The 14,600-nt window shown below is 44.4% G+C and carries 9 protein-coding genes and 1 CRISPR repeat array; of the genes, 8 read left to right on the forward strand and 1 reads right to left on the reverse strand.

Features of this window, described 5'->3' with window-relative positions:
- The 4 genes from VMW01_00630 to folD form a co-directional block, all read left to right on the forward strand.
- The coding region (locus VMW01_00630; GenBank protein ID HUW04741.1) for an SEC-C metal-binding domain-containing protein at nucleotides 1-1,168 on the forward strand (1,168 nt) is incomplete at its 5' end.
- Between the two features lie 159 nt (nucleotides 1,169-1,327).
- Nucleotides 1,328-3,112 (forward strand): arginine--tRNA ligase, encoded by a 1,785-nt coding sequence (gene argS, locus VMW01_00635; protein ID HUW04742.1) that lies wholly within the window; start codon nucleotides 1,328-1,330, stop codon nucleotides 3,110-3,112.
- Nucleotides 3,113-3,174: 62 nt separating this feature from the next.
- Nucleotides 3,175-4,506, forward strand: a complete 1,332-nt coding sequence (gene ffh / locus VMW01_00640) for a signal recognition particle protein (GenBank protein ID HUW04743.1) — start codon at nucleotides 3,175-3,177, stop codon at nucleotides 4,504-4,506.
- A 22-nt stretch (nucleotides 4,507-4,528) separates the two neighbouring features.
- Entirely contained in the window at nucleotides 4,529-5,410 is an 882-nt protein-coding gene (gene folD, locus VMW01_00645) for a bifunctional methylenetetrahydrofolate dehydrogenase/methenyltetrahydrofolate cyclohydrolase FolD (GenBank protein ID HUW04744.1), read from the forward strand.
- Nucleotides 5,411-5,472: 62 nt separating this feature from the next.
- Here the strand turns inward: folD and VMW01_00650 are convergent, their stop codons facing one another.
- The gene (locus VMW01_00650; protein ID HUW04745.1) at nucleotides 5,473-6,216 is read right to left on the reverse strand and encodes a hypothetical protein; all 744 of its coding nucleotides are present in this window, start codon (nucleotides 6,214-6,216) and stop codon (nucleotides 5,473-5,475) included.
- A gap of 379 nt (nucleotides 6,217-6,595) precedes the next feature.
- Here VMW01_00650 and VMW01_00655 point away from each other — a divergent pair, with 379 nt between their 5' ends.
- The 4 genes from VMW01_00655 (at nucleotide 6,596) to cas2 (ending at nucleotide 13,097) form a co-directional block, all read left to right on the forward strand.
- Nucleotides 6,596-11,128: an HNH endonuclease domain-containing protein gene (locus VMW01_00655; protein ID HUW04746.1), complete on the forward strand. Its 4,533-nt coding sequence runs from the start codon at nucleotides 6,596-6,598 to the stop codon at nucleotides 11,126-11,128.
- Nucleotides 11,129-11,189: 61 nt separating this feature from the next.
- On the forward strand, nucleotides 11,190-11,798 hold the full coding sequence (locus tag VMW01_00660; GenBank protein ID HUW04747.1) for a hypothetical protein: 609 nt from the start codon (nucleotides 11,190-11,192) through the stop codon (nucleotides 11,796-11,798).
- 53 nt (nucleotides 11,799-11,851) lie between these two features.
- Entirely contained in the window at nucleotides 11,852-12,763 is a 912-nt protein-coding gene (gene cas1, locus VMW01_00665) for a type II CRISPR-associated endonuclease Cas1 (protein HUW04748.1), read from the forward strand.
- Nucleotides 12,756-13,097, forward strand: coding sequence for a CRISPR-associated endonuclease Cas2 (cas2, locus tag VMW01_00670; protein HUW04749.1), 342 nt, complete (start codon nucleotides 12,756-12,758; stop codon nucleotides 13,095-13,097). Before cas1 ends, cas2 begins: the two co-directional genes overlap by 8 nt.
- Before the next feature lie 509 nt (nucleotides 13,098-13,606).
- Nucleotides 13,607-14,488: a CRISPR direct-repeat array (repeat unit 46 nt; unit sequence GTTGTGATAGGTATGTCAAAGATACAATCTGAAAGCAATTCACAAC).
- Nucleotides 14,489-14,600 lie beyond the last annotated feature (112 nt).

A 14,600-nucleotide genomic window follows, 5' to 3' on the forward strand; every position in this document is an offset into this window, starting at 1 on the left:
TTTGGCCATTGTAGGTACCGAGCGCCATGAGTCTCGCCGTGTTGACCGCCAGCTGCGTGGTCGTGCTGGTCGTCAGGGTGATCCCGGAACGTCGCAGTTCTTTGTATCGCTGGAAGATGACCTGATGCGCCTCTTTGGTTCCGATAGAATTGCCCGATTAATGGACAGAATGGGATTGAAGGAGGGTGAGGTTATTCAGCACTCCATGATTTCCAACTCCATTGAGCGTGCGCAGAAAAAGGTGGAGGAGAATAACTTCGGTGTTCGTAAGCGATTGCTGGAGTACGACGACGTTATGAACTCCCAACGTGAGGTTATCTACACCCGCCGTCGCCACGCTCTTTATGGTGAGCGCATCCAGCTCGATGTGGCCAATATGCTTTATGATCTTTCCGAGACCATAATCAACGCCAATCATGGAAGTGTTGAGTACGACGATTTTAATCTAGAGTTAATCCGGGCTATCTCCATGGAGGCCCCTTTCACCGAAAAGGACTATTCGGAGAAAAAGTCGGATGAGCTGGCTGAGATACTTTTCGATGGTATGATGGAGATGTACGATCGAAAAATGGCAACCATTGCAGAGCAGGCTTATCCTGTTGTTAAGGATGTTTACGAGAAGCAAAGTGGTCAATATGAGAATATTGTTGTGCCAATTTCCGATGGTCAGAAGATATTTCAGATTGTTACCAATCTGAAAAAATCATACGAAACTCATGGACGCGAGCTGGTGAAATCGTTTAACAAGGCTGGCATTTTGGTCTCCATCGACGAGAACTGGAAGGAGCATCTACGTGAGATGGACGAGTTAAAGCAAAGTGTACAGAACGCCACCTATGAGCAGAAAGATCCCCTTTTGATCTACAAGTTTGAATCTTATAACCTTTTCAGAAACTTGATTGAGCAAGTTAACAAGGAGGTATCGTCGCTACTACTTAAGGCACACATTCCACTTCGTGATCCCGCTCAAGTGAGGGAGGCGGACCAACATCGGAAACTTGACATGAGCAAATATCAAACTTCTCGTTCCGATGAAGTGCCTTCGGGAGGTGAAGGACCACGCCGTCCGGATCCTGTAAGAGTCGAAAAGAAAGTTGGTAGAAACGACCCATGTCCGTGTGGAAGTGGTAAAAAATACAAAAATTGCCACGGGGCAAACGAGAACTAATACTAGAGCGCATCTACCAAGGTGCGCTTTTTTTAACTCATGTTCTTTAGTTTGCACTTAATGGATTAACTTTGCGGTCGGCATAAAAGATACGTCATTCTTATTTGCAATGTGTTTCCTGCCGTAAGGTTGTCTCGTTGGTGAAAATTGAAAATTGTTATGAATCTCGAAAGTTACTTCTTTGAAAAGGTTGCTGAAGCAATCAAGGTGCTGTACGGCTCGGTGGATGAAAAAATGGTTCAACTTCAGAAAACACGAAAGGAGTTCAAAGGTGATATTACATTGGTGACCTTTCCATTGCTTAAGCTCTCGAAAAAAAGCCCTGAGCAAACAGCTCAGCAGCTGGGCGAATATTTGAGCACTAATGTTAACGAGGTTGCTGAGTTTAACGTTGTAAAAGGGTTTTTGAATATTTCACTGGCAAGTAGCTTCTGGATTGAGCAGCTGAATGAGGTTGCCAGTGTGAGCGAATTTGGTAATGCTTCATCGTCGGGGAAAACGACAATGGTAGAATATTCCTCGCCCAATACCAATAAGCCTTTACATTTAGGCCATATTCGCAACAACCTACTTGGTGCATCGGTTTCCAAACTTTTAAAGGCCGCTGGTAATAAGGTTATTCAGGTAAACTTGGTCAACGATCGCGGTATTCACATCTGTAAGTCGATGGTGGCCTGGAAGCGATTTGGAATGGGCGAAACTCCTCTTACGCATGGAAAAAAGGGTGACCATTTGGTTGGTGACTACTATGTTGCCTTCGACAAAGCCTACAAGGCGGAAGTTCAAGATTTGATTGCCTCAGGCAGAAGCAAGGAAGATGCTGAAAAGTTAGCACCGCTGATGCTTGAAGCACAGGATATGCTGAGGAAGTGGGAGGCCAGCGACGCCGACACCATTAATCTTTGGAAAACCATGAATGGATGGGTTTATGAAGGGTTTGCTAAAACATACAGCGATTTAGGTATCTCGTTCGATAACACTTACTATGAGTCACAAACCTACCTTCAGGGCAAAGCGATTGTTCAAACCGGGTTAGAAAAAGGAGTTTTCTATAAAAAGGAGGATGGCTCGGTTTGGGTGGACCTCACCGCCGACGGCCTTGACGAAAAATTGCTGCTGCGTGCCGATGGAACTTCGGTATACATGACTCAAGACTTGGGCACTGCCGTTCAGCGTTTTACCGAAGAGAAGCTCGATGAGCACATATACGTGGTTGGCAATGAGCAGAACTACCATTTTCAGGTGCTGAAGCTCGTGCTCCAAAAGCTCGGTTATGAGTGGGCTCAAAATATTTTTCATCTTTCCTACGGCATGGTCGAATTGCCAGAGGGAAAAATGAAGTCGCGCGAGGGAACTGTTGTGGATGCTGACGACTTGGTGGAGGAGATGGTTTCAACCGCAAGGGATATGTCGCAGGAACTCGGAAAGCTCGATGGCAGAACACCAGAGGAGGCCATGCAGGTGGCCCGGATGGTTGGCCTAGGCGCTTTAAAGTATTTCATCTTACGGGTTGATCCACGCAAAAGCATGACCTTCGATCCTAGAGAATCTATCGACTTTAATGGCAATACAGGTCCGTTTATTCAGTATACCCATGCACGTATAAAATCGGTGTTGCGCAAAGCCGAGGAGCAGAACATTAACTTTGCCGCATGCAAGGATTTGAACTTGTTGGTGGCAGAGAAGGAAATTTCGCTCATTAAGTTGGTAAACGAATTTCCATCCACTGTTGCTGCTGCTGCTGCCGACTTGAGCCCTGCCGTAGTGGCCAACTACTGCTACGATATTTCCAAGGAGTATAACCAGTTCTACCACGAGTTGAGCGTGCTGAAGGAGGAGAACGTCGACATTCGCAATATGCGCTTGCTTCTTTCGGCTCAGGTGGCCAAGGTAATTGCTTCTGGCATGAATTTGCTTGGCATTGAGGTTCCCGAACGGATGTAACTTGGCTTTATTCCCCGGGATTTTTTATAAATTTGTTCCTTCAAATTAAGAGACTATAGCATATGTTTGAGAACTTATCCGAAAAGCTGGAGCGGTCGTTTAAGCTGCTGAAAGGCGAAGGTAAGATTACCGAAATTAATGTGGCAGAAACGCTGAAAGAGGTTCGCAAGGCTCTTTTGGATGCCGACGTTAACTATAAAATTGCCAAGAACTTTACCGACGAGGTGAAGCGGAAGGCGTTGGGCGAAAACGTGCTTACTGCTGTTAAGCCCGGCCAGATGATGGTTAAGATTGTCCACCAGGAGCTGGTTGAGCTCATGGGAGGTTCTATGACCGACATCGACACTAAGGGAACACCCGCGGTTATTCTTATTGCTGGTCTTCAAGGTTCGGGTAAAACCACCTTTTCTGGGAAGTTGGCAAATCACCTAAAGTCGAAAAAGGGACGCCAGCCGCTGCTTGTTGCCTGCGACGTATACCGTCCTGCCGCTATTGAGCAGCTCAAGGTGCTTGGATCTCAAATTGGAGTTCCTGTATTTTCTGAAGAGGGCAACAATAATCCGGTAGCAATTGCAAAGGCGGCTATTGCACACGCCAAGAGCAACAACTACAACGTAGTTATTATCGATACTGCCGGACGCTTGGCCATCGATGAGGCCATGATGAAGGAGGTAGCCAATATTAAGGATGCCATTAAGCCGCAGGAGATTCTTTTTGTAGTTGACTCCATGACCGGTCAGGATGCCGTTAATACAGCCAAGGAGTTTAACGATAAGCTCAACTTCAGTGGAGTGGTGCTTACCAAGCTCGATGGTGATACCCGAGGTGGAGCTGCGCTTTCCATCCGGTCTATTGTGGATAAGCCAATTAAGTTTGTGAGCTCGGGCGAGAAGATGGATTCACTCGATGTATTCCACCCCGAACGTATGGCCGATCGAATCTTGGGCATGGGCGATATTGTTTCACTGGTGGAACGTGCTCAGGACCAGTTCGATGCTGATGAGGCTCGCAAGCTGCACAAGAAGATAGCTAAGAATCAGTTTAACTTCAACGACTTCCTTTCACAGATTGCCCAGATTAAAAAGATGGGTAACCTCAAGGATCTTGCTGGTATGATTCCCGGCATGAATAAGATGATGAAGAATATAGATATCGACGATAACGCCTTTAAGGGCATTGAGGCCATCATACACTCGATGACTCCGCTGGAGCGTGAAAATCCTGATCTGCTCAATGGTAGCCGTCGTAAGCGCATTGCCATGGGCAGCGGCACCACCGTTCCCGATGTTAATCGCCTGCTCAAGCAGTTTGAGGAGACGCGTAAGATGATGAAGACGATGACTGGTGGTGGGAAGAATATCGCCCGCATGATGGGGAATTTTCCACAAAACTAGCTTACCATAATTACCCTTTACCATGGAGTTAATCGACGGGAAAAAGATTTCGGACGCCGTAAAGCAGGAGATTGAGCTTGAGGTGTTAGCAATTAAAAAGGCGGGGGGGAAGGTACCTCACCTTTGTGCCATTTTGGTTGGCCACGATGGGGCCAGCGAAACATACGTTGGACACAAGGAGAAGGCCTGTGCACAGGTGGGGTTCAAATCTACCGTGCTACGCTTTGAGGATACTATTTCTGAAGTTCAGCTACTCGACCAAATTCAAAAAATAAACAACGATGCCGATATCGATGGGCTCATTGTGCAGCTGCCGTTGCCAAAGCATATCAACGAGCAAAAGGTGATTGAGACCATCGATCCGCGTAAGGATGTGGATGGCTTTCATCCTATCAACTTTGGCCGAATGGTAATTGGGCTTCCAGCATACGTTTCGGCTACGCCCGATGGCATTATGGAGCTTATTCGTCGCTACAATATTCCCACAGCGGGCAAGCGTTGCGTGGTGATTGGCCGCAGCAATATTGTGGGTCGTCCCATGGCCAACCTGCTCTCGCAAAAGGGCTATCCGGGCGACTGCACCGTAACCCTTTGTCATAGCCGGACTCAAAATCTTAAGGAGATATGCCATGAGGCCGATATTATTGTGGCCGCCCTTGGCAAGGCCGAATTTCTTACCGCCGACATGGTTAAGGATGGTGCTGCCGTTATCGATGTGGGCATTACCCGCGTTAAGTCCGAAACTACAAAAAGTGGATGGAAGCTGCTGGGCGACGTTAAGTTCGACGAGGTTGCACCAAAGTGTAGCTACATAACGCCTGTTCCTGGTGGCGTTGGCCCAATGACCATTGTTTCACTAATGAAAAATACACTGCTAGCCGCCAAAAGGGAGATTTACGGATAATTTCATTCTTTTCGAATAACAAATAAAGCCCTCAGCGCGAGGGCTTTTCCGTTTTATACAAATTATTTTAGAACAACCTGCTTGGGGAGTTTACAGTCGTTGCCGAATGGGGTTTTGTATATGGCCACTATTTCCATTTTGCGCGACTCCTCAAGCTGGGTGCGGAAAATTTCAATGCGGCCAACACCATTAATTACCTCTACTTTGGTGTAGGGTTGGGTTTCAGAAATGATAGGATACTTTCGGTAAAGCCTAAACTTCTTAGTTGGTGGGTAGAGCCTTGCTGTGATAACGAATTCGTTCCATGTTGAGAGCTTGTTTTCAACCTCTACAATTAGTTGTGCATTTGGAATTAATTCTCCTTGCATGGTGTACTCCTTCAGGTCGCCATTGCTCATGCTCATTTTGAACGTTTGAACCGACTTGAGTTTACCTGAAGGATAAAACTCCTTTTGGTCCCCATTTTTTTTACCCAGAAAGTAGTTAGTCTCGTTTGACTTTACCCCTGTAACGTAGAACGAAACATCGGTGCTATCTTTCACCCCTTTAACCGCCTTTACTATATTCCTTACCTTGCCGTTGGAGTAGTAGCTAATCACCATTCCGTTGGGTAGGCTGTCCTTGAGAGGAATAATCATGGTGAGGTTATCCTCTGGACCATACACCCGTTTTATACCATCGATCATGGTGCCTTCGAGTAACTCCTTACTCCCGTCGGACAGGTATTTAACTTTAACATCCCTGCCACAGAAGGCTAGGAGCATGGCAAACGCTACAAAGAGTGCAGTTTTGACTACCTGTTTCATAATATTCGGTTTGTTGTTAAACAAATGTAGGAATATATGCACAGATTTCAAAGGCCGAAGTAGGCAAGTCAGGGGGTGACTTTTTGTTAGCGCGTATAGTCACCCTCTGACTGATAAAAAAAGCAATTAATTGTTTGTTCTTTAAAAAAAAAGTATAAACTTTAATAACTGAACTGGAATTGGTATTCAACTGCATGTTTGCACAAGAAATTGTAATGGGGGAAAATAAACTGAGGAGACTAAAGATAATGGACAAAAAATACCCCCGTATTGAAAGACGAGGGCGGCTTAAATGTTTTCACAACGGAATAATCCTTATTGTGAATTGCTTCAGATTGTAATGCAAATATAACATATAAACTTAAATGTCAACATAGCCATGAAAAAAATTTTAGGACTTGATTTAGGAACCAACTCTGTCGGTTGGGCTCTCATTAATCAGGATGAAAGTAAAAGCGAAGTAGTTGGATTGGGAAGCCGAATAATTCCTATGAGTCAAGACATCCTTGGCGAGTTTGATAGAGGTAATTCGGTGTCTCAAACAGCAGAACGCACAGGGTATAGAGGTACCCGACGACTAAGGGAAAGGTATTTGTTGCGTAGGGAACGGTTACATAGGGTATTAAATATACTTAACTTTTTACCTGAGCATTATGGTAAAAGCATCGATTTTGAACAACACTTTGGAAAATTCATAGACGAGTCAGAACCCAAAATTGCCTACAAGCAAAATGAGGTAACCGGTAAAATGGAGTTTGCTTTTATGAATTCCTTTAACGAAATGGTTGCAGATTTTAAGTTGACTCAGTCCCGCCTTGTGGATGAAGGGCGACAAGTTCCGCACGATTGGACAATATATTACTTACGAAAGAAGGCACTAAAAGCTAAGATAGAAAAAGAGGAGCTAGCTTGGATACTATTAAACTTTAACCAGAAACGAGGTTACTACCAACTAAGAGGTGAGGAGCAGGAGGAGGAACAAAAGAAACGAGTGGAATTTTATTCATTAAAGGTTGTTAATGTTGAGGAGGGAGAGGAATCTAGAACAAAGGGTGAAAAGTGGTATAGTGCTACTCTTGAGAATGGTTGGGTTTACCGACGCACAAGTAAAACGCCTTTAGATTGGATTGGAAAGACCAAAGATTTTATTGTAACTACCGATTTAGATGAAAACGGTGAAGTAAAGAGGGATAAGGATGGTGTTGAAAAACGCTCCTTTAGGGCTCCGCTTGAAGATGACTGGACTTTAATAAAGAAAAAGACTGAGTCAGATGTAGAGCATAGCAATAAAACAGTAGGGGCATATATATACGATGCTTTACTGCTCAACCCAACCCAGAAGATTAAGGGAAAACTTGTGCGAACCATTGAACGCAAGTTTTACAAGACAGAGTTGGAAGCAATCCTCACAAAGCAACTAGAGTTTCATAAGGAACTTAAGAGTAGAGAACTGTATCATGCCTGTCTCGAAGAGTTGTATGGCAACAACGAAGCACACCGGAATTCTCTAGGTGCAAGAGATTTTACCCATCTTTTTCTCAACGATATTATCTTCTATCAACGACCGCTGAAGAGTAAGAAATCGCTTATTAGCAACTGTCCATTAGAGTTCAGAACATACATTGATAAAAGTAATGGAATGGAGGTTAAGGAGTCGATAAAGTGCATTGCGAAGTCACATCCATTATACCAGGAGTTTAGATTATGGCAGTTTCTTCAAAATTTGAAGATATATGCTAAGGAAAGAATTGTTGATGGAAGAGTTGTTGCCGATGTAAATATTACTCAAGAGCTGCTTACAACAGAGGAGGATTGGGTTGCACTATTTCGTTGGTTGAATGAGCGCAAGGATCTTGACCAGAAGGCTTTCTTAAAGTATCCTCCATTTGGATTTAAGAAGGAGATTGATAGATACCGCTGGAACTACGTTGAAGATAAGACCTACCCATGTAATGAAACGCGCGCACTGATAAGTTCACGGTTGAGCAAGGTAGCCAATGTTCCAGCTGATTTTATTACAAGAGAAATTGAAGAGGCGTTATGGCATATACTCTATTCGGTAGAGGAAAGGCATGAAATTGAGAAAGCACTTGGGAAATTTGCAATACAGTATGGTCTCGGTGGTGATTTTGTGGACAACTTCAAAAAGTTTCCACCTTTTAGCAAGGACTATGGTTCCTATTCTGCAAAGGCAATAAAGAAGCTATTGCCGCTGATGCGCCAAGGAGAGTACTGGAGTAAGGATGTCATTGATGGCAATACACTTTTAAGAATTGATAAGCTACTAACGGGGGAGTTTGATCCAACAATTCGCGATAGGGTAAGGGAGAAGTCCATCAACCTTAAATGCCTTGGTGACTTTAAAAATCTCCCCCTTTGGCTTGCCAGCTACGTGGTTTACGACCGGCATGCTGAAGCTAACGATATAAAGAGTTGGAAAACCCCAAGTGACCTTGAATATTTCCTGCGTAATGAGTTTAAGCAACACTCTCTGCGCAATCCAATTGTGGAACAGGTAATCACCGAGACGTTAAGGGTTGTGAAGGATATATGGACCCACTATGGAAACGGTGTTGAGAACTACTTTAGTGAAATTCATATTGAGCTGGGGCGCGAGATGAAGAATCCTGCCGATAAGCGTAAGAGTATGACCCAAAAGGTATCTGAGAATGAGAACACCAACCTTAGAATAAAGGCGTTGCTTGCAGAATTTTTGAACGATAACTCCATTGCTAACGTTCGCCCAAATTCACCAAGTCAGCAGGAAATACTGAAGATTTATGAGGAGGGTGTAATCAATGCTGAAAGTGAGATACCGGACGATATCCAAAAGATTTCGAAGTTGAGCTTACCTACAACTTCAGAATTGACTCGGTACAAGCTTTGGCTCGATCAGAAGTACCGTTCGCCTTATACGGGTGAGATAATACCCCTGGCCAAACTCTTTACCTCGGCTTATGAGATAGAGCATATTATTCCTCAGTCGCGCTACTTCGACGATTCTCTTTCCAACAAGGTGATTTGCGAAGCAGAGGTTAATAAGGATAAGGACAATGCCACTGCCTATGAGTATATCAAAAACAATTCGGGCAAAAAGATTGAGCTCAGCTTTGGAAAGGAGGTTACGCTTTTTACCCTTACCGAATACGAGGAAAATGTAAAGCGCAGCTTTAGTCGAAATCGTGGCAAAATGAAGAAGCTGCTCATGGAGGATATTCCCGATGAGTTTATTGCCCGGCAGCTTAACGATAGCCGTTACATCAGCAAGGTGGTTAAGGGGCTTCTTTCCAACATTGTGAGGGTTGATGATGAGCAGGAGGTTACCTCCAAAAATGTAATATCTACAAGCGGAGCAGTTACGTCTATTCTTAAAAAGGATTGGGGCTTGAACGATGCCTGGAATGAAATTATCTCCCCTCGCTTCGAACGCTTGAATCAGCTAACCAATAGCACAAACTTTGGTCGCATGCGCAATAATCAATTTGTGCCTTATGTTCCGTTGGAGCTGCAAAAAGGGTTTAATAGGAAGCGTATTGACCACCGGCACCATGCAATGGACGCGCTGGTTATTGCCTGTGCTACCCGTAATCACATTAATTACCTAAATAACTCTTATGCGATGGCAGGTAAGCGCGACCTTCGCTTCGATTTAAGAGCAAGCCTCTGTTATAAAAAACCAAATGACGATGGCAGCGAGGGCTATCGGTGGGAGTTTAAGAAACCATGGAATACCTTTACCCAAGATGCAAAGGTGGCTCTTTCAAATACAGTTGTTAGCTTTAAGCAAAATATTAGGGTTATTAATAAGTCGGTTAACCACTACCAAAAATGGGAGGGCGATGAACATGGACAGAAGCAAAAGGTAGAGGTGAAACAGGTTAAGGGCGATAGCTGGGCAATAAGAAAGCCGATGCATAAGGATACCGTTTCCGGTAGGGTAACGCTGCGTTTCCAGAAGGCAGTAAATCTTTCTGTGGCTATTGATACACCAGAGTTTATTGTCGATAAATCCTTGAAGGCAAAGGTTAAGGAGTTATTGGCTATCCCTTTCGATAAAAAACAGATTGCAAAATATTTTAAGGAGAATGATAACCAGTGGAATGGAAAGCCGGTTTCAAAGGTAGCTGTCTACTATTTCGATGGAGAGAATGCGGCTTCTCGGGTAAAGGTGGATGAGACCTTTAACACCCAAAATATTAAAAAGATTACCGATACAGGAATACAGCGCATATTGCTGAACCATTTGCAGCAGTTTGGCGAGAATGTTAATGGTAAGGTGGTAGAACATCCGGAAATTGCTTTTACTTCCGATGGGTTGGAGGCCATGAATCGCAACATTCAGAATTTAAACAATGGCGTTTACCATCAGCCTATATATAAGGTACGAACCTACGAACTCATGGGGAGCAAGTTTGCTGTTGGAACTAAAGGTAATAAGGGGAGCAAGTTTGTGGAGGCGGCTAAAGGCACTAACCTCTTCTTTGCTATTTACCAGAGTCCGGAGGGCAAGCGAAGCTATGAATCGGTTCCGCTTAATGTGGTTATTGAACGAGAGAAGCAAGGACTTTCGCCAGTACCGGAGTACGATGAGAAAGAGAATGCACTTCTCTTTTACCTTTCACCCAACGACCTAGTTTATGTGCCAACCCAGGAGGAACTAGTTGCTCCGCAAAGCGTTTATTTTGAAAGGTTAACAAAGGAGCAGGTCCTTAATGTATATAAAGTAGTTAGTTTCTCTGGAAGCCAGTGCTTTTTTGTGAGAAATGATATTGCCATTGCAATAATAGATAAAGTTGAGTTTTCAGTAAAGAATAAGATGGAGCGCTCCATTGATGGGGTAATGATAAAGGACTGCTGCTGGAAGTTAAAGGTAGATAGGTTGGGAAATGTGGTGGATGTGATACGACGATAATTAGCAGAGTCACGGGGTGACTCCAAGTCACCCCGTGACTACTACTTAAAAGTTAAATGCCATGGAATTTGAAGTAGGTCATTTATACCATATCTACAATCAGGGTAACAACCGCCGGAAGGTGTTCTTTGTGCGCGACAACTATCTCTTCTTTCTCAATAAAATGAAGCACCACCTTTTGCCCTACGCCGACATATTGGCGTGGTGCCTAATGCCTAACCACTTCCATATTATGGTGCATGTAAACCATGTGAGCCTTTCGGTGCCCATTATTGACGGGGTGACTCCAAGTCACCCCGTCAATAGAGAGAGAACTTTAAACGAATCCATTGGCATTATGCTGCGCTCCTATACTCGTGCTATAAATAAAGGGTACAATCGAAGCGGAGCACTGTTTCGAGAAGAGACCAAGGCCATCTGCCTTACCAAGAACGACAAGCTATCGGCAGCATGGTTCACCTCATTGGGTGTTACCAATCTGAATGTGGACTCCCCCGAATCTCAATACCCCAACCAATGCTTTCGATACATTCTATCTAATCCCTTACGGGCTGGCTTGGTGAAATCGGCCATCGACTGGGAGTTCTCCTCCTACTTAGATTTTGTTGGCCAACGGGATGGACAAATGATAAGTAGTGCACGAATTAAGGAGTTTGGGTTAACCCTATAATTAGTGTCGGGGTGACTCAGAGTCACCCCGACACTAACCAAAACTAAAGCCAAATGATTAAACGAACCCTTTATTTTGGGAATCCTGCCAAGCTGAGCTTACACAACCGACAGCTGCTGGCAGAGATGCACGAACCGGAACAGGAGCGACGGTCGGTAACCGTCGCAGTGGAAGATGTGGGAGTGGTTATACTCGACTCGCCGCAGCTTACTGTAACGCAGCCGTTGCTGGAGGCGTTGCTCGAAAATAATGCCGCAGTAATTACCTGCAGCAATAACCACATGCCCCATGGGCTGCTGTTACCGCTTGAGGGCAACACCATTCAGCAGGAGCGGTTCGACGACCAGCTGGCGGCTAGCTTGCCCATGAAAAAACAGCTGTGGCAGCAAACTGTGGTGGCTAAAATATCCAATCAAAAGCGGCTTCTTGATGTCCAAGGCTTCGATACAGAGCCGATGAACCACTGGATACGCAGTGTAAAGAGCGGCGATCCCGATAATTTGGAGGGACGTGCAGCCGCGTACTACTGGAAAACGCTCTTTTCGCGCGATAATGTGGATGCCTTTGTTCGAGGTCGATACGAGGATGAACCCAACAACCTACTCAACTATGGCTATGCCGTTTTGCGAGCCGTGGTCGCCCGCAGCTTGGTGGCCACGGGATTGCTCCCAACGTTGGGCATACACCATGCCAACCGTTACAACGCCTTTTGCCTTGCCGACGATATTATGGAGCCATACCGCCCCTTTGTAGATAGGGTGGTGGTGGAGATTGTAAGGTCGGGCGAGAGCTATGCCGAACTTACCCGTGAACTCAAGGCCAAGCTGCTAGTAATTCCTGCGCTCGACGTAAATATTGAGGGGAAGGGCAGCCCGCTTATGGTAGCCATGCAGCGCACCACTGCGTCGTTGGCAGGCTGCTTCGCTGGCTCAACTCGGCGCATACTATATCCCACGCTTGAGTAGCGTTAATCGTCTATCGGAGTATAGGGTTATGTGGGTGCTGGTGCTATTCGATCTTCCAACCGAAACAAAGAAGCAGCGGAAGCAAGCCGCCCAGTTTCGGAAGGAACTGGTGCAGGACGGATTCACCATGTTCCAGTTTTCCATTTATACCCGCTGCTGCCCAAGTCGCGAGAATGCCGATGTGCATATAAAAAGAGCAAAACTAGCCTTGCCCACCGATGGCTATGTGGGCATACTATGCATAACCGACAAGCAGTTTGGCACTATGGAGCTGTTTTATTCTGCCAAACCCATGGAGGCGCAACCCGGGCCACAGCAGCTGGAACTTTTCTAAGGTCCCCTGTTCCTTGCAAAGTGAGGGGGTGACTTTTCGTTTCCGCTTATTAGTCACTTCCTGACTGTTAACCCCAAGCTAGGTTTTATAAGTCACGGGGTGACTATCTCTTTTCGAATTAAAGTCACCCCGTGACTCTATCTCCGATTTATAGTCACCCCCTGACTGTTCAGACAAAAAAAGCCGGCACTGTGGCCGACTTTATACCTATGGATGCCTGTTTTTTTCTTTGAGCAAACCTCTTTAACTACCACATAACTAATATTTAAGCCCTAGGTATGTTGTGATAGGTATGTCAAAGATACAATCTGAAAGCAATTCACAACAATACTGAGCGGCTTAATATTGGTAGAGTCGTTGTGATAGGTATGTCAAAGATACAATCTGAAAGCAATTCACAACCTACCTGCAACTGTTAATAAAAGAACTGATGTTGTGATAGGTATGTCAAAGATACAATCTGAAAGCAATTCACAACATGGCGCGAGCAATTGTATAAAGAACTGTAGGTTGTGATAGGTATGTCAAAGATACAATCTGAAAGCAATTCACAACAGGAAATCATTGGGTTAGCTTCAGCCTTCTGTTGTGATAGGTATGTCAAAGATACAATCTGAAAGCAATTCACAACACAGGGAAGTTTACTATGTAGAAATTCCCGGTTGTGATAGGTATGTCAAAGATACAATCTGAAAGCAATTCACAACAGTAACAGAAAGAGGTTTAAGAACACCACCGTTGTGATAGGTATGTCAAAGATACAATCTGAAAGCAATTCACAACAAACTCTCCTGTGCTGATGATAAAAATGGGGTTGTGATAGGTATGTCAAAGATACAATCTGAAAGCAATTCACAACAACTCATACACCCATACCCAAGGGTTATTTGTTGTGATAGGTATGTCAAAGATACAATCTGAAAGCAATTCACAACCAAACTACTACACTCGAAAGCTAGAGGTTCGTTGTGATAGGTATGTCAAAGATACAATCTGAAAGCAATTCACAACAGCTCGTGGGCAAAGGTGTCGGTGATTATTGTTGTGATAGGTATGTCAAAGATACAATCTGAAAGCAATTCACAACTTACTATTTCCTCCTCAATTTTGTAGTAAAGTTGTGATAGGTATGTCAAAGATACAATCTGAAAGCAATTCACAACACACCTGCCAACATGGAAGCTGAGAGGGCTGTTGTGATAGGTATGTCAAAGATACAATCTGAAAGCAATTCACAACATAGGCATCCGATGCGGTCCAATCGGTAAAGTTGTGATAGGTATGTCAAAGATACAATCTGAAAGCAATTCACAACGTAAGGCAGTTCTGATTCATATTCTTGCTCGTTGTGATAGGTATGTCAAAGATACAATCTGAAAGCAATTCACAACTGTTAGTTATAGTTAGTTTACTTTTTAAAAGTTGTGATAGGTATGTCAAAGATACAATCTGAAAGCAATTCACAACTTGCAAACGTTGTGGTATTTTGACAGGTCAGTTGTG

The sequence above is a fragment of the Williamwhitmania sp. genome (assembly GCA_035529935.1).
GTDB lineage: Bacteria > Bacteroidota > Bacteroidia > Bacteroidales > Williamwhitmaniaceae > Williamwhitmania.